Annotated in this window: 18 protein-coding genes; 14 read left to right on the top strand and 4 right to left on the bottom strand. The window is 62.7% G+C overall.

Annotation, left to right across the window (positions count from 1 at the left end; all coding sequences use genetic code 11):
• Positions 1–42: 42 nt before the first annotated feature.
• Complete coding sequence (locus AB6802_RS13910; RefSeq protein WP_371010683.1) at positions 43–666, bottom strand: ParB-like protein; 624 nt, start codon at positions 664–666, stop codon at positions 43–45.
• Complete coding sequence (locus AB6802_RS13905) at positions 663–2,396, bottom strand: SulP family inorganic anion transporter (RefSeq protein ID WP_371010682.1); 1,734 nt, start codon at positions 2,394–2,396, stop codon at positions 663–665. The genes AB6802_RS13910 and AB6802_RS13905 overlap by 4 nt, the downstream gene beginning before the upstream one ends.
• A 186-nt stretch (positions 2,397–2,582) precedes the next feature.
• On the opposite strand from AB6802_RS13905, the gene gyrA reads away from it, so the two are divergent.
• Complete coding sequence (gyrA, locus tag AB6802_RS13900; protein WP_371010681.1) at positions 2,583–5,366, top strand: DNA gyrase subunit A; 2,784 nt, start codon at positions 2,583–2,585, stop codon at positions 5,364–5,366.
• A 51-nt stretch (positions 5,367–5,417) separates the two neighbouring features.
• On the opposite strand, the gene AB6802_RS13895 is transcribed toward gyrA, so the two are convergent.
• Positions 5,418–5,570, bottom strand: coding sequence for a hypothetical protein (locus AB6802_RS13895; RefSeq protein ID WP_371010680.1), 153 nt, complete (start codon positions 5,568–5,570; stop codon positions 5,418–5,420).
• A gap of 239 nt (positions 5,571–5,809) precedes the next feature.
• On the opposite strand from AB6802_RS13895, the gene coaD reads away from it, so the two are divergent.
• The 7 genes from coaD (at position 5,810) to tgt (ending at position 10,391) form a co-directional block, all read left to right on the top strand.
• Entirely contained in the window at positions 5,810–6,310 is a 501-nt protein-coding gene (gene coaD, locus AB6802_RS13890; protein ID WP_371010679.1) for a pantetheine-phosphate adenylyltransferase, read from the top strand.
• Positions 6,311–6,376: 66 nt separating this feature from the next.
• Positions 6,377–6,919, top strand: a complete 543-nt coding sequence (locus tag AB6802_RS13885; RefSeq protein ID WP_371010947.1) for a peptidylprolyl isomerase — start codon at positions 6,377–6,379, stop codon at positions 6,917–6,919.
• Positions 6,920–6,946: 27 nt separating this feature from the next.
• The gene (locus tag AB6802_RS13880; protein ID WP_371010678.1) at positions 6,947–7,459 is read left to right on the top strand and encodes a peptidylprolyl isomerase; all 513 of its coding nucleotides are present in this window, start codon (positions 6,947–6,949) and stop codon (positions 7,457–7,459) included.
• A 12-nt stretch (positions 7,460–7,471) separates the two neighbouring features.
• Positions 7,472–7,921, top strand: a complete 450-nt coding sequence (locus AB6802_RS13875; RefSeq protein WP_371010677.1) for a DMT family transporter — start codon at positions 7,472–7,474, stop codon at positions 7,919–7,921.
• Positions 7,921–9,009, top strand: coding sequence for a tRNA preQ1(34) S-adenosylmethionine ribosyltransferase-isomerase QueA (gene queA, locus AB6802_RS13870; protein ID WP_371010676.1), 1,089 nt, complete (start codon positions 7,921–7,923; stop codon positions 9,007–9,009). The genes AB6802_RS13875 and queA overlap by 1 nt, the downstream gene beginning before the upstream one ends.
• On the top strand, positions 8,999–9,268 hold the full coding sequence (locus AB6802_RS13865) for a hypothetical protein (protein ID WP_371010675.1): 270 nt from the start codon (positions 8,999–9,001) through the stop codon (positions 9,266–9,268). Before queA ends, AB6802_RS13865 begins: the two co-directional genes overlap by 11 nt.
• Positions 9,261–10,391: a tRNA guanosine(34) transglycosylase Tgt gene (tgt, locus tag AB6802_RS13860; RefSeq protein ID WP_371010674.1), complete on the top strand. Its 1,131-nt coding sequence runs from the start codon at positions 9,261–9,263 to the stop codon at positions 10,389–10,391. The genes AB6802_RS13865 and tgt overlap by 8 nt, the downstream gene beginning before the upstream one ends.
• Positions 10,392–10,398: 7 nt before the next feature.
• Here the strand turns inward: tgt and AB6802_RS13855 are convergent, their stop codons facing one another.
• Positions 10,399–10,818 carry a DUF4864 domain-containing protein gene (locus tag AB6802_RS13855; RefSeq protein ID WP_371010673.1) on the bottom strand — a complete coding sequence of 140 codons (420 nt, stop codon included), beginning with the start codon at positions 10,816–10,818 and terminating at the stop codon, positions 10,399–10,401.
• Between the two features lie 239 nt (positions 10,819–11,057).
• Here AB6802_RS13855 and AB6802_RS13850 point away from each other — a divergent pair, with 239 nt between their 5' ends.
• The 6 genes from AB6802_RS13850 to AB6802_RS13825 all read left to right on the top strand — a co-directional run bounded on the left by AB6802_RS13850 (position 11,058) and on the right by AB6802_RS13825 (position 16,218).
• A complete protein-coding gene (locus tag AB6802_RS13850; protein WP_371010672.1) occupies positions 11,058–11,663 on the top strand; it encodes a DsbA family protein in 606 nt (201 codons plus the stop codon).
• Positions 11,664–11,733: 70 nt separating this feature from the next.
• Entirely contained in the window at positions 11,734–11,970 is a 237-nt protein-coding gene (locus AB6802_RS13845; protein WP_371010671.1) for an Lrp/AsnC ligand binding domain-containing protein, read from the top strand.
• A 166-nt stretch (positions 11,971–12,136) separates the two neighbouring features.
• Positions 12,137–13,549: a circularly permuted type 2 ATP-grasp protein gene (locus tag AB6802_RS13840; RefSeq protein ID WP_371010670.1), complete on the top strand. Its 1,413-nt coding sequence runs from the start codon at positions 12,137–12,139 to the stop codon at positions 13,547–13,549.
• Between the two features lie 141 nt (positions 13,550–13,690).
• Positions 13,691–14,632: an alpha-E domain-containing protein gene (locus AB6802_RS13835; protein WP_371010669.1), complete on the top strand. Its 942-nt coding sequence runs from the start codon at positions 13,691–13,693 to the stop codon at positions 14,630–14,632.
• A 27-nt stretch (positions 14,633–14,659) separates the two neighbouring features.
• The gene (locus tag AB6802_RS13830; RefSeq protein ID WP_371010668.1) at positions 14,660–15,454 is read left to right on the top strand and encodes a transglutaminase domain-containing protein; all 795 of its coding nucleotides are present in this window, start codon (positions 14,660–14,662) and stop codon (positions 15,452–15,454) included.
• A 32-nt stretch (positions 15,455–15,486) separates the two neighbouring features.
• Positions 15,487–16,218: a peptidase gene (locus AB6802_RS13825; protein ID WP_371010667.1), complete on the top strand. Its 732-nt coding sequence runs from the start codon at positions 15,487–15,489 to the stop codon at positions 16,216–16,218.
• The last annotated feature ends 29 nt before the right edge of the window (positions 16,219–16,247 follow it).

Raw genomic sequence — 16,247 nt, 5'->3', positions numbered from 1 at the left:
GAACAAGAAGACAAAGCGTTTCTTGATCGACGGCTTTGGCGATCAGTCCGTGGTTGGCCCGCACCAGCCCGGCAGATAATCCGCGTCCTTGCCTTTGGCCAAAGTCAGCGCCTGCTTCATCGCCTTGTCGAAGTTTTTCGCAACTGCGCTGCGATCAATGCGGCGGCGCAGGAAATCCGCCCACAGGAACTCGCTGAACGGCGTGGTGTCCTTGGCGAAGCCGCCTTGCCGACGCAGTTCGCCAGCGAGGCTGCGATAGGGGTCGTCGACAAGTTCGCCGATCGTCTTTGGTATCGCCGAATAGTCGCGACGCTTACCGTTCTCGTCGAACGGGTGCATCCAGCCACGACTGTCGAGCATGAACAGGAAGGCGTCCTTGTCGAGCGCCGACAGGTCGGCAACCACAGTGACAAGCACGTCCTTGACGCCTTCCTCGAGCAAGGCGCGCGCGAGATGATGATGATCGGTGACGTAGTTGCGCTTTTTTGGGCCTAGCACGACCGGCACCATGTGCCTGCCGAGAAATGCGCCGGTCTCCCTGCGAGCGTCCTGAGCCCGGATCATCTGGCGCTTCAACTCAACCTCACGCAGGCCGACGGTTATCTGCGTCGGCCTCAATTCCTCGACGGGGACCGGGGTGACAATGGGTTCTCGCGGGTCAATCATTGTGCTTCGTCCTGTTTTCGCTGCCGCGGTTCCCCCGGACCGAGTGATTTGATGGCGGCGTCGACGCTGTGGAAAATCCGCTCCGGGCCGACCAGTTCGGCGATGCCGAAGCGCTTCAGCGCCGCCTGGGCGCGCAACGATTCCATGCGCGCTATGGCAAACACCGCGTTCCTGTCGCGGCAATGGCGAATGGCGTCGATCAGCGCCTGCGCCGCGGTGTAGTCGATCTCGACGATGTTCGAGGCCTCCAGCACCACCAGTTTGACGCCTTCGCTCCTGGCGTCGATCAGGTCGAGCAGTCCGCGTTTGAAATGGTCGGCATTGACGAAGGAGAGCGGCGCCTGGAATGCCGCGACCAGCACGCCTGAAAGCTGTTTGCCGGGGCTCTGGGCGGTCGGCGGCCACCACACGGACGTGCCCGGAACCTCGGCCAGTTCGATCGCCTGCGCGCGGGTAAAACTCCAGATGCCGTGCAGCAGCGACAGGCCGATGCCTATGGCGACGCCGGTTTCGATCGGCAGCACCACGATCGCCACCATGGTGACCAGGATCAGCGCGAACTCGACCGGCGCCTGGCGATAGACATTGGCGAACACCTGCCAGCGCAGGATGTGCTGGGCGACGAACATCAGCACGCCGGCAAGCGCCGCCTGCGGCACGTTGGCGAGCAGGCCGCCGCCGAAAGCGCCGAGCGCCAGCACGATGGCCGCCGCGATCAGGCCCGAGAATTGCGAACGGCCGCCGCTATGGGCGACGATCGCCGTGCGCGGCGGGCTCGAATTGACGGCAAAGGCGCCGAACAGGCCCGAAAGGATGCCGCCGGCGCCGACGCCGATGAAGTCGCGATTGACGTCCGGCTGGCTGCCGTCCTGCGGGATGAAGGAGCGGCAGGTCGCCGCAGTCTGCACCATGACGACGATGGCGATCAGCAGCGCCAGCGGAACCAGCGCCTGTGCGTCCTGGAAGCTGACCAGCGGCACGGCTGGCGTCGGCAAGCCGTTGGGCAGGGCGCCGAGCACGTCGACACCGTGGCCCTTGAGGTCGAAAACGATGACGGCAAGCGTTGCCAGAACCATGCCGATCAGCGCCGCCGGGATACGGGCGCTGATATGCTCAGCCAGGAAGACGATCAGAAACACGCCAAGCCCGATCGCCAGGCTCCACGGATTGGTCAGGTGGAGATTGGCGGCGATTTCGCCGACGCGCCGCAGCGTTTCGCCGCTTTCCGGCGGCAATCCGAGCAAGGAAGGCAATTGCGAGACGATGATGTGGATCGAAATGCCGGCAAGGAAACCGGTGGTGACCGGCACCGACAGGAGATCGGCAATCCAGCCGAGCCGCAGGAGGCCGCTCAGCGCCACCAGGAACCCGACCATCAGCGCCAGCATGGCCGCCAGCGCAAGATAATGCGGCGAGCCGGCGGTCGCGATCAGCGCGAGACCGCCGGCAAACAATGGCGTGATGGTTGAATCCGCGCCCACGGACAAATGGCGGTTGGCGCCGAGCAGCGCAAAAGCCAGCGATCCGGCGACAAAGGCGAAAAACCCGATCTCCGGCGCGAAACCGCCGAGCCGGGCCGTCGCCATCTGTTCGGGTATCGCGATCGCCGCCAGCGTGATGCCGGCCGCCAGATCGCCATTGAGGTCCTTTGCGGTCCAGCCGCTCAAGGCCCGCAGCGGCAGCCAGGGGCTTCGGTTCACTGCGACTGTCGCTTCAGGGTGACGATCCATTGCCGGCCTTTACCCCGTTAGCGGCAACGTTGAGGCGAAATGCTCTTTGGCCATATCGTCGCAATCAGCGGTATCCATTTGAAATTACCACGAAAATTGTCTCTGGAAAAGTCCGGCCAAGGTTGGAGTTTCGGCGAAGCTTCCTATATAAGCGTGCAGTGATTCCCGACAGGATTGTGACCTGATTTGACCGACCAGAAGACACCGCGCGGCAGCGACGGCGGCCCCACCGGCATCGAGCCTATTTCCATCATCGAGGAGATGCAGCGCTCCTATCTCGATTACGCCATGAGCGTGATCGTCAGCCGCGCGCTGCCCGACGTGCGCGACGGCCTGAAGCCCGTCCATCGCCGCATCCTCTACGCCTCGCATGAGAGCGGCTACCACTGGAACCGCAAATATGTGAAGTCGGCGCGCCCGGTCGCCGACGTGATGGGTAAGTACCATCCGCATGGCGACGCCTCGATCTATGACGCCTTGGTGCGCATGGCGCAGGACTGGTCGCTGCGCGTGCCGCTCATCGACGGTCAGGGCAATTTCGGCTCGATCGATGGCGACCCGCCGGCGGCGATGCGCTACACCGAATCCAGGCTGACCAAGGTCGCGCATGAACTCCTGGAGGACATCGACAAGGAAACCGTCGATTTCCAGGACACTTACGACGCCTCGGGCAGCGAGCCAAAGGTGCTGCCGGCGCGCTTCCCGAACCTGCTTGTCAACGGTTCCGGCGGCATCGCCGTCGGCATGGCCACCAACATCCCGCCGCACAATCTCATTGAAGTGTGCAACGGCGCCATCGCCGTCATCGACAATCCGGCGATCGACCTGCCGGCGCTGATGGAGATCATTCCAGGGCCGGATTTCCCGACCGGCGGCATCGTGCTCGGTCGCTCCGGCATCTACAGCGCCTATTCGACCGGCCGCGGCTCGATCGTCATGCGCGGCAAGGTCAACATCGAACAACGCGGCAACGATCGTGAATCGATCATCATCACGGAAGTTCCCTACCAGGTGAACAAGTCGTCGATGATCGAGAAGATGGCCGAACTGGTGCGCGACAAGCGCATCGAGGGCATTTCCGATATCCGCGACGAGAGCGATCGCCAGGGCTACCGCGTCGTCGTCGAATTGAAGCGCGACGCCGTCGCCGACGTCATCCTCAATCAGCTCTACCGCTTCACGCCGCTGCAAACCTCTTTTGGCGCCAATATGGTGGCGCTGAACGGCGGCAAGCCGGAACTGATGAACCTGACCGACATGCTGAAGGCCTTCGTCGCCTTCCGCGAGGAGGTGATCAGCCGGCGCACGAAGTTCCTGCTGCGCAAGGCGCGCGACCGCGCCCATGTGCTGGTCGGCTTGGCAATCGCCGTCGCCAACATCGACGAAGTGATCAAGTTGATCCGCACCGCGCCCGATCCGCAGACGGCGCGCGAGCAGTTGATGGAGCGGCGCTGGCCGTCAGGCGACGTCGAATCGCTGATCCTTTTGATCGACGATCCGCGCCATCGCATCAACGAGGACGGCACCTACAACCTGTCCGAGGAACAGGCGCGCGCCATCCTCGAGCTTCGCCTGCAGCGCCTGACGGCGCTTGGCCGCGACGAAATCGCCGATGAGTTGAACACGATCGGCGACGAGATCAAGGACTACCTCGACATCCTGTCGTCTCGCGCCCGCATCCAGCAGATCGTCAAGGACGAGCTGGCCGTGGTGCGCGACGAGTTCGGCACACCACGCCGCACCGAGCTCTCCGAGGGCGGCTCGGATATGGAAGACGAGGACCTGATCCAGCGCGAGGACATGGTCGTGACGGTGAGCCATTCGGGCTACATCAAGCGCGTGCCGCTGTCGCTCTACCGGGCGCAGCGCCGCGGCGGCAAGGGCCGCTCCGGCATGTCGACCAAGGAAGAGGATTTCGTCACCCGGCTGTTCGTCGCCAACACGCACACGCCGGTGCTGTTCTTCTCCTCGCGCGGCATCGTCTACAAGGAAAAGGTCTGGCGCCTGCCGATCGGCAATCCGCAGTCGCGCGGCAAGGCGCTGATCAACATGCTGCCGCTGGAGCAGGGCGAGCGCATCACCACGATCATGCCGCTGCCGGAGGACGAGACGAGCTGGGGCGAGCTCGACGTGATGTTTGCCACCACGCGCGGCACCGTGCGCCGCAACAAGCTGTCCGATTTCGTCCAGGTCAACCGCAACGGCAAGATCGCCATGAAGCTGGAGGAAGAAGGCGACGAGATCCTCGGCGTCGAAACCTGCACCGACAATGACGATGTGCTGCTGACGGCGAGCTCGGGCCAGTGCATCCGCTTCTCCGTCGGGGACGTGCGCGTCTTCCAGAGCCGCAATTCCGTCGGCGTGCGCGGCATCACCATGGCCGACACCGACCGCATCATCTCGATGTCGGTGATCGAGAACGTCGATGCTTCGCCGGCCGAGCGCGCCGCTTACCTCAAGCGTGCAGCAGCCGAGCGCCGTCTTGCCGCCGGCGCCACCGGCGAGGAGGAAGAGATTGCGCTGACCAATGAGGAGATCGGCGAGGAGGCGGAGCTTTCCGACGAACGCTACGAATTCCTCAAGGCGCACGAGCAACTCGTTCTGACGGTTACCGAATATGGCTACGGCAAGCGCTCGTCGTCCTATGATTTCCGCCTGACGGGCCGCGGCGGCAAGGGCATCCGCGCCACGGACGTGTCGAAAGTGGCCGAGATCGGCCGGCTGGTCGCGACCTTCCCGGTCGGCAATGACGATCAGATCATGCTGGTTTCGGACGGCGGCACAGTCATCCGCGTGCCGGTCAACGGCATACGCTTCGCCAGTCGCGCCACCAAGGGCGTGACCATCTTCAATACCGCTGAGGGGGAGAAGGTGGTGTCAGTCGAGCGGATTTCGGAACCGCAGTCCGACGAGGAAGCCGAGGAGATCTCAGGCGAGACAACCAGCGAAGACGACGCCCAGGGCGAATAATCTCCCACTGCACAAGCACCGGCCAGCGGGCCGGTGCGTTCATTCTGGAAATCAGAAGCGGCGATAGGGCTTGCGGACTACGAAATGGTCGATCCGCCTGGTGTTGGCCTTGACGCGAACTCTTGCTGCTTCCTGATGCAGCCCGAATGCGGTTGCGATCAGCATTACGACGGTCATTGCGGCGGCAAGCATATAGATCAGCATTTGCGTGTTCTCCTGCGCTTACAACGAGAAGATGGGGATTTGGTTTCATCTTCTAAAGCTGCAAGCTAGTGAACGCTGCGTGAAGCGTTCGTGATCGTTGCATTCATCTGTCGTTCATGGCGCCGGAAAGGTTCAAAGGCGGATTTGCCTTTGTTTGAGAGGTTCTAGCTTTTGTTTTTTGCGCAATTCCGGGCGGAAAACCGCTCCCACTTTTCCTGGAATTGCTCTAGAAGCCTGCCATGACCGAGCGCACCGCCCTTTATGCCGGCTCCTTCGACCCGCTGACCAACGGCCATCTCGATGTGCTGAAGGCATCGCTGGCGGTGGCCGACACCGTTTACGCGGCGATCGGCATCCATCCCGGCAAGACACCGCTGTTTTCCTTCGAGGAACGGGTCAAGCTGATCGAGGCCGCGACGAAGGCCGAATTCGGCAAGGACGCAGACCGCATCAAGGTTGTCTCCTTCGACGGGCTGGTTATCGACGCCGCCCGCAAGCAGGGCGCCTCGATCATGATCCGCGGCCTGCGCGACGGCACCGATCTCGACTACGAGATGCAGATGGCCGGCATGAACGAGACGATGGCGCCCGAGCTGCAGACGGTTTTTCTGCCCGCCAGCCCTTCGGTGCGCACCATTACCGCCACACTTGTCCGCCAGATTGCCTCGATGGGCGGCGACATCCGTCCCTTCGTGCCGGCGGCCGTTGCCGGCGCGCTCACCGCCAAGTTCACCAAATAGGCTTTCCCGGAGATCCCTATGCAGCTGAAGAAGCTTGCCTCGTTCCTTGTCGTGCTTGCCGGCCTTATGGCCGCATCCCTGCCGGCCTTTGCCGCCGACAAGGAAAACACCATGATCATCACCTTGAAGGACGGCGACGTGACGATCGCGCTGCGTCCCGACCTGGCGCCCAAGAATGTCGCGCAGATCAAGAAACTGGTGCGCGACGGCGCCTATAACGATGTCGCTTTCCACCGTGTCATCGACGGCTTCATGGCGCAGACCGGCGACGTCAAGTTCGGCAACATGAAGAAGGGCTATAGCGCCGAAGCCGTTGGCACAGGCAACTCCGATTTGCCTGACCTGCCGGGCGAGTTCTCGCAGACCGAGAAATTCACGCGCGGCGTGCTCGGCATGGCGCGCACGGCCGATCCGAATTCGGCGAACTCGCAGTTCTTCATCATGTTCGCGCCGGCGCCGAACCTCGATGGCCAGTACACTATCGTCGGCAAGGTGGTCAGCGGCATGGATCTCGTCGACAAGATCAAGAAGGGTGACGAGGGCGACAATGGCTCAGTCACCGACCCCGACCGCATGATCAAGGTTCGCATCGCCGCTGACGGCAAATAACCCTCTATTTTAAAAAGGATTTCTGACATGGCTGAGATCAAGGATCGCGAGAACGCGCTCATCCTGGAAACGACCAAGGGCAAGGTCGTCATCGAACTGTTCCCCGATTTGGCCCCCGGCCACGTCGCTCGCATCAAGGAGCTGGCGCGCGAAGGCGCTTATGACGGCGTGGTGTTCCACCGCGTCATCGACGGTTTCATGGCGCAGACCGGCGACGTCAAGTTCGGCAATTCGTCGAAGCCCACCTTTGCTCCTTCCCGCGCGGGCATGGGCGGTTCCGACAAGCCGGACCTGAAGGCCGAGTTCTCCAACGCCAACCATGGCCGCGGCACCTGCTCGATGGCGCGCGCGCAGAACCCGAATTCGGCGAACTCGCAGTTCTTCATCTGCTTCGACGAGGCAGCCTTCCTCAACCGCCAGTATACGGTGTGGGGCCAGGTCATCGAAGGCATGGACAATGTCGACAAGATCAAGCGCGGCGAACCGGTGGTCGATCCCGACAAGATCGTGTCGCTCAAGGTCGCGGCCGACGTCAAGTAAGGGCAAACGACAATGATGGGCGTCGTCTGGTCGCTTCTCGGCATCCTGTCCGGCGCCTTCATTGCCATTCAGGCGCCGATCAATTCGCAGCTGGCGCGCGGCCTGGGTCTCCCGGTCGCCGCCGCCGCCTTCTCCTTCCTGTCGGGCGCAGTCGTGCTCGGCATCATCTCCGTCACGGTGGTGAAGCTGCAAGGCGTCACGCTGGATTGGAAGGCGCCGGCGCCGTGGCTGTTCGTTGCCGGCGGCATGCTTGGCGGCTTCTACGTCACGCTCTCCACGATTCTCACGCCGCGCATCGGCGCGGCTGCTCTGATGGCGTTTCTTGTTGCCGGTCAGCTGCTGGCCGGCATGCTCATCGACCGCATCGGTTTCCTCGGTGTTGCGGTGCGCGAGATCTCGCTCGGTCGCGTCGCCGGTGCGGTATTGCTCTTGGCCGGAGCGCTGCTCGTCCGGCTGTTCTGATGCGCGTCGACCTCTTCGACTTCGACCTGCCGGACGAACGCATCGCGCTGCGACCCGCCGAGCCGCGCGACAACGCCAGGCTGCTGGTCGTCAGGCCTGGCGAGGCTTTGCAGGACCGTATCGTCTATGAATTGCCGTCGCTGCTCAGCGAAGGCGATGTGCTGGTGTTCAACGACACCAAGGTCATTCCAGCGCAGTTGAAGGGCATCCGCAGGCGCGGCGAGGCGGCTGCGCAGGTGGAGGCAACGCTGCATATGCGGGTCGCGCCCGACCGCTGGCAGGCCTTCATGCGGCCGGGTAAGCGCATCGCCGCCGGCGACCGCATCCATTTCGGCCATGACGGCAATTCCTGCTTCCTTGGCCAGCTCGACGCGACGGTGATCGAGAAGGGCGAAGCAGGCGAGGTATTGCTCGGCTTCGACCTGTCCGGGCCGTTCCTCGACGAGGCGCTGCACGCCGTCGGCCACATCCCGCTGCCGCCTTATATCGCCTCCAAGCGCGACGATGACGAGCGCGACCGCAGCGATTATCAGACGATCTACGCCAGGGAAGAGGGCGCCGTCGCGGCGCCCACAGCCGGCCTGCATTTCACGCCGGAGCTGTTTGCCGCGCTCGATGCCAGGGGTGTTCAACGCCATTTCGTAACGCTGCATGTCGGCGCCGGCACCTTCCTGCCGGTGAAGGCCGACGATACCGCCGGCCACAAGATGCATGCCGAAACTGGCTCGGTAAGCCCGGAGACAGCGCAAGCGCTCGACCAAGCCAGGGCCCGGGGAGGGCGCATCATCGCCGTCGGCACGACGTCGCTGCGCTTGCTCGAAAGTGCCGCGCGAGCGGATGGCACGGTCGAACCCTGGTCCGGACCCACGGATATCTTCATCACCCCCGGCTATCGTTTCCGCACGGCCGACATGCTGATGACCAATTTCCATCTGCCGCGCTCGACGCTGTTCATGCTGGTCTCGGCCTTCAGCGGGCTGGAGACGATGCGTTCGGCCTATGCGCACGCCATCGCCAACCGCTACAGATTCTACTCCTATGGCGATGCAAGCCTGCTTTTCCGGGCGGAGACGAGCGATGGACGATGATCTCGATGACATGGACCGCGACACACTGATTGGCGAAGTGAAGAAGCTGCGCGCCGGCATTCGCGCGCATCGCGACACGACCGGGCATGATCTGTGCTGGCATCACCCCGACCTGTGGGGGCTGTTGCCGGAAAAGATCGAGCCGGCCATCGCCGTGCCGCCATGGCCGAAATTCATCCGCGGCTGCATCCGCTACCGCCAGTCGCTCGATGAGCAGGCGCCCGACGCTGCGGTGCACGACAAGGAATTCAATGGCTGAGACTTTTTCTTTCCAGGTGCTGGCGACCGACGGCAAGGCCAGGCGCGGCGTGGTTTCCATGCCGCGCGGCGAGATCCGCACGCCGGCCTTCATGCCGGTCGGCACCGGCGGCACGGTCAAGGCCATGTATATGGACCAGGTGCGCGGCGTCGGCGCCGATATCATCCTTGGCAATACGTACCACCTGATGCTGCGGCCCGGTGCTGAGCGCGTGGCGCGGCTCGGCGGTCTGCACGAGTTTGCGCGCTGGCCGTGGCCGATCCTGACCGACAGCGGCGGCTTCCAGGTGATGTCGCTGTCGAAGCTCAGGAAGCTGACGGAAAAAGGCGTCACCTTCCGCTCGCATATCGACGGCGCTGCTTACGAGATGTCGCCGGAGCGCTCGATCGAGATCCAGGGCTTGCTCGATTCCGACATCCAGATGCAGCTCGATGAATGCGTCGCGTTGCCGGCCAAGCCGAAAGAAATCGAGCGCGCCATGGAATTGTCGCTGCGCTGGGCCGAACGCTGCAAGACGGCCTTCGGCGACCAGCCCGGCAAGGCGATGTTCGGCATCGTCCAAGGCGGCGACAGCGCTCAGCTGCGCGTGCGCTCGGCGCAGGCGCTGAAGGCGATGGAGCTGAAAGGTTATGCCGTTGGCGGCCTTGCCGTCGGCGAGCCGCAGGCGGTGATGCTGGAAATGCTCGACATCACCTGTCCGGAACTCCCCGAGGACAAGCCGCGCTACCTGATGGGCGTAGGCACGCCGGACGATATCCTCAAATCGGTGGCGCGCGGCATCGATATGTTCGACTGCGTGATGCCGACGCGCGCCGGCCGCCACGGCCTTGCCTATACGCGGCGCGGCAAGGTCAATCTCCGGAATGCCCGCCATGCCGACGATCCGCGACCGCTCGACGAGGAGAGCGACTGCCCGGCCGCGCGCGATTATTCGCGCGCCTATCTGCATCATCTGGTGCGCTCGCAGGAAGCGCTCGGCGCGATGCTTTTGACCTGGAACAACCTGTCCTACTACCAGAAGCTGATGCAGGACATCCGCGCCGCCATCGAGGCTCAAGCCTTCGAGCTGCGCGCCGCCGAAATCACGGAAGGCTGGGCGCGGGGCGATATTCCAGTCTTGTGAAGCGCTCTCAGGTGCTGACCGAGGTCGAGGCGCGCAGGCTGCAGCCGGTGATCTTGAAACTGCCGTCCGGCTGCTGCTGCAGTGTATAGACGGCCTCATAGTCCTTGCCGTCGGGGCCAACGATCAGCACCTGCTGAACAATCGAGCCCGGGCCGGTCTGTTCGACTTTGCCGAAGGAATAGCTCTGCGGCTTGCGCACCGGCGCGTAGCCGTTGGTGACCATGTTCATGAAGGTGTCGACGGTCGGGAAGATCTGCTTCACATTGGGCGCCGCGAAGCCGTAGGCGGCGGCGCCGTCATTGGCGATGAAGGCTTTCAACTGGCCGTCGATGGCAGACTGCGCGGCCTTGATCTCGGCGTCGCCGGCAAAAGCAAGCGAGATCATGAACATCGGCATCAAAGCGAATGCGAACAAGGCGCGGCGCATGGCCTGTCTCCCCGGAATCTCCATTTTTGCCTTACGCAATTCCAGACGGAAAACCGTGGACACTTTTCCTGGAATTGCTCTGGCGAACGTAATCTAACATACGCTCGTCGGCGCGCCGTGGTTTCATGGCCGCGAGAAGATTTCGCCCTTTCGGCGCTACGGTGTCGTGTTTAGCAAGTCGTTAAGGCGCAAGGCGCATCGTTGCATCGGGTGGGCAGACCGTTTCCCGGAGACGGAAAATGTTTGAACGACCAATCGATCGTCGCCTGTTTTTGGTGGGCACCGCAACGCTGCTGGCCCCGGTGTCAGTTTGGGCGGCAGCCATGCCGAGCGTGAAGGACGTCGCCTTCGATCCTGCCATTCCAGCACTTGGCAATCCGCAAGGCGATGTGACGATCGCCGAATTCGTCGACTACCAATGCCCGGTCTGCAAGCTGGTCTTCATCGAGCTGCAAAAGCTCATGTCCGAAGACAAGGGCGTTCGCCTGGTGATGAAGGACTGGCCGATCTTCGGCGACGCCTCGCGCGATGCGGCACTGATGGCGCTGTCGGCCGGTCCGCGTTACGCGGAGGTGGTTGACGCGCTGATGACCAACCAGCGCGGGCTCTCCCCACACCGCACCGACGCCATTCTCGATTCCGTTGGCGTCGACGCCGCTGCAATTCGTGCGGGGATCGCCGGCCGCGAGGCCGAGCTTGACGGGCTTCTGGCCCGCACCGATGGTCAGGCTGGCGCCTTCGGACTGAGGGGCACGCCGGCGCTCGTGATCGGCGGCAATCTCTACCGGCGCGGATTGCCGGTCGCCGAATTGCGGCAAGCGGTCGCCAAGGCGCGCGCCGCCTGATGCTTGAAAGCCGGGCGGCAGTCTGCCACAAGGGCCGCTTATTCTTGAAGCAGGCTGGCAGGACCGGGCAATGAAGGCATTTTTCGTGCAGATTAAATGCGATCTGGGCAAGGCCTATGAGGTCGCCAGCGCGCTCGCCGATGCCGAGATCGCCTCGGAGATCTACTCGACCGCCGGCAATTTCGACCTGCTCGCCAAATTCTATATCGACGACGAGGAAGACGTCGGCCACTTCGTCAACGAGCGTGTGCAGATCCTGCCGGGAATCAAGGACACGTTCACGATCGTCACCTTCCGGGCGTTTTGACACGCCCGATGCCCGGTCGCCGGGCAGTCCCTGACCTAAGCCGGCAGGCCTTGCCTTAATCTTGGGCAATTTCTTCATAACGACCGCCGCTGCTTCTCAAATCACCGATTGCTCTTGATTTTCTCCCGGCAAGGCCATTCAAATGGCTTCATAGGGGAGTAGGCGATTGGCAGCGTTCGACGAAATGCTTCCGGAAGTCTCCGGATTGAGAAGACCTTATGAGGGGTACGATCGCTGGCTGAAGGAGCAGGATCCAGCCAGGCTCACACAGAAAATGCAGGATGCCGAGCGCGTCTTCCGCAAGACCGGCATCACCTTTGCCGTCTATGGCGAGCAGGAAGCCTCCGAGCGGCTGATCCCCTTCGACATCGTCCCACGCATCATCTCCGGCAATGAATGGCGCCGGTTGACGCAAGGCATCGAGCAGCGCGTGCAGGCGCTGAATGCCTTTCTCGACGACATCTACCATCGCCAGGAGATTCTGCGCGCCGGACGCGTGCCGAGGGACCTGATCGCCAAGAACGAGGCCTTCCTGCCCGAGATGATCGGGGTCAAGCCGCCGGCCGGCGTGTACACCCACATCATCGGCGTCGACATCGTCCGCATCTCGGAAAATGAATTCTATGTGCTCGAGGACAATGCCCGCACGCCGTCCGGTGTCTCCTACATGCTGGAGAACCGCGAGACGATGATGCAGCTCTTTCCCGAGCTGTTCCAGAAGATCAAAGTCAGGCCGGTCGAGAATTATCCGCAGCTCTTGCGCCAGTCGCTCGCTGCCGTGCGCCCGCAGAGCACCAAGGGCGCACCGACCATCGCGGTGCTGACGCCGGGCTCCTACAATTCGGCCTATTTCGAACATGCCTTCCTCGCCGACCAGATGGGCGTGCAACTGGTCGAGGGGGAGGATCTGCGCGTCATCGACGGCCATGTCGCGATGCGCACCACCGAAGGCTACAAGCAGATCGATGTGCTTTACCGGCGCGTCGACGATTCCTTCCTCGATCCGCTGACCTTCCGGCCGGACTCCGCGCTCGGTGTTCCAGGCATCATGGATGTCTACCGCGCCGGCAACATCACCATCGCCAATGCGCCGGGAACCGGCATCGCCGACGACAAGGCGATCTATTCCTACATGCCCGAGATCGTCGAATTCTACACCGGCCGCAAGGCGATCCTCGGCAACATCCCGACCTGGCGCTGCTCGGAGCCGGACAGCCTGAAATATGTGCTGGAACACATCCACGAACTGGTCATCAAGGAAGTGCACGGCTCCGGCGGCTACGGCATGCTGGTCGGACCGGCGGCGACCAAGAAGGAATGCCAGGAGTTCGCCAAGAAGCTGCAAGCGAAACCCTCGAACTACATCGCGCAGCCGACGCTTGCGCTGTCGACCTGCCCGATCCTGACGGAAAAAGGCCTGTCGCCGCGCCATGTCGATCTCAGGCCCTATGTGCTGGTCTCCGACCGGATCCAGATTGTACCGGGTGGATTGACCAGGGTGGCGCTCAAAGAGGGTTCGCTGGTTGTGAACTCATCGCAAGGCGGCGGAACGAAAGACACTTGGGTGTTGGATGATTGAGACGAGTGAGTAGGGAATAGTGAGTAGTGAGTAGTGAGTAGTGAAAGGACAGGGTACAAACATGCCATATTCCATTGAGATTCAAACGCTTACTGCTCCCTACTCACTATTCCCTACTCACTAGCCCGAAGGGCGTCCCCCATGCTTCTCGGCCGCACCGCCAACGGTCTCTATTGGATGAACCGCTATATCGAGCGGGCTGAAAACATGGCGCGCCTGGTCGACGCCGGCCTGCGCATGGCGCTGACGCGCACGCAAAGCGCTGCCGAGGAGTGGAACTCGGTGCTGCTCAGCGCCGGCTCCGACGCTGCCTTTTCGCGAAAATATCAGGATTATACGGCCGCCAACGTCTCCGACTTCCTGCTGCGCGATACGTCCAACCCATCGAGCACGATGTCGTCGATCGAGACGGCGCGCAACAATGCCCGCATGGTGCGCACGGCGCTGACGCGCGAGACCTGGGAAAGCATCAACGAGGCCTGGATGGCGCTGAAGCGCATGCTGGCAAGGCCGATCGACGAGCGCGACCTGCCCAATGTGCTGGATGCCATCAAGCGCGAGACGGCGCTGATCCGCGGCTCGTTCTACGGCACGATGCTACGCAACGAGATCTTCGATTTCTCGCAGCTCGGCACCTATGTCGAGCGCGCCGACAACACCGCGCGCATCCTCGACGTGAAATATTATGTGCTGTTGCCGTCGCTCTCCTGGGTCGGCTCGACGCTCGACAACTACCAGTGGGAATCCATCCTGCGCTCGGTGTCGGCGCACCGCTCCTATCGCTGGGTTTATGAAGCCGACTACAAACCGACGAACATAGCCGACTATCTGATCCTCAATGTGCGCATGCCGCGCTCACTCACCTTCTGCTACCGCTTCCTTGGCGAGCATCTCAAATTCCTCGGTGACGACTATGGCGAGCGACATGCCTGCCACGCCACGGCGGAGAAAATCCAGGCGACGTTGCGCAGGGGGTCGATCAAGGACATTTTCGACCACGGCCTGCATGAATTCCTGGCCGAATTCATTCGCGACAACACCAGGCTGGGCGACGAGATTGCCCAGAACTATCGTTTCTTCTGATCGTGCGCTGACACCGAGGCGGGCACCATGCGGCTCAAGATCACCCACCGAACCGAGTACAGCTACGACGCGCCGGTGCAATACCTATTGCAGCGCCTGCGCCTTTTGCCGCTCAGCGGCCACACCCAGACCGTTGCGGCCTGGGCGATCAACATCGAGGGCGCGCGCGGCGAGGTCCGTTTCACCGACCAGTTCGGCAACGATACACGTCTGGTCAGCGCCGAAGGCGGCCACAACACCATCGCGATCGAGGCGACAGGCGAGGTGACGACGCGCGATACGGCAGGGGTATCGGGCCCGCACCATGGCTTTGCGCCGCTCTGGCTGTTTTGCCAGCAGACGCCGCTGACCACCGCCGGCGACGGTGTCCGCGCGCTTGTCGGGTCGCTCGGCGAGGGCAGCGATATCGACCGGCTGCATCGGCTGATGGCCACTATTGGCGAGCGCGTCGCCTACAAGCCAGGCACCACCAGTGTGGTTACGCCCGCCGAAGAGGCCTTGGCGCTGAAGAGCGGCGTCTGCCAGGACCACAGCCACATTTTCGCCGCCGCGGCGCGCGCGATGGGTTTTCCCGCCCGCTATGTCAGCGGCTATCTGATGATGGACGCAGCAATCGAACAGGCGGCGAGCCATGCTTGGGCGGAGGCGCATGTTGCCGGGCTCGGCTGGGTCGCCTTCGACCCCGCGAACGGCATCTCCCCGGATGAGCGTTATGTGCGCGTGGCGACGGGACGCGACTACCGCGATGCCTCGCCGGTATCGGGGATAGTGATGGGCCACGCGGAAGAGAAGCTTGCTGTCACGGTCACGGTGGAGCAGTAATCTTCGCTGGGAATCACTACCAGAAAGCAATTATGACTTATTGCGTCGGCCTCAAGATCGATCGCGGGCTCGTGTTCATGTCGGACACGCGCACCAACGCCGGCATGGATTCGATCTCGACTTTCAAGAAGATGCATGTCTGGGAGCAGCCCGGCGAGCGCGTCATCGTGCTGATGTCGGCCGGCAACCTCGCCACGACGCAGGCCGTCGTCAGCCTGCTCGAAGAACGCAACAAGGCGATCGGCGAGCGCCACGCGGCGCTGCTCGAGACGCCGTCCATGTACCAGACGGTGCGGTTGGTCGGCGACACTGTGAAGGAAGTCATCGCGAATGCCTCGCCCGCCGGTGAGAAGGCCGATTCCTATTTCAACGCCTCCTTCATCCTTGGCGGCCAGATCAAGGGCAGTCCGCCACGGCTGTTCATGATCTATCCGGAAGGCAACTTCATCGAATCGACCGATGACACGCCGTTCTTCCAGATCGGCGAGACCAAATACGGCAAGCCGATCATCATCCGCGCCTACGACCGTGCGATGAGCCTGGCGGAGACGGTGAAGCTGCTCCTGGTTTCCTTCGACTCGACGCTGAAATCGAACCTGTCGGTCGGCCTGCCGCTCGATCTGTTGTTCCTGGAAAACGACGCGTTCCAGGTTGGACTGAAGAAACGGATCGGCCAGGACGATCCCTATTACCGCGCCATTTCCCAGGGCTGGTCGAACGCCTTGAAGACGGCCTTTGCCAGCCTGCCGGATTTTCCGGGATAGGGCCTGGCAATTCGCCGCCCGTTGCCTGA

Source organism: Mesorhizobium sp. RCC_202 (genome assembly GCF_041355295.1).
GTDB lineage: Bacteria > Pseudomonadota > Alphaproteobacteria > Rhizobiales > Rhizobiaceae > Mesorhizobium.
Note: the sequence above shows the minus strand (reverse complement) of the source record. Positions and strands in the feature narration are given on the sequence as shown.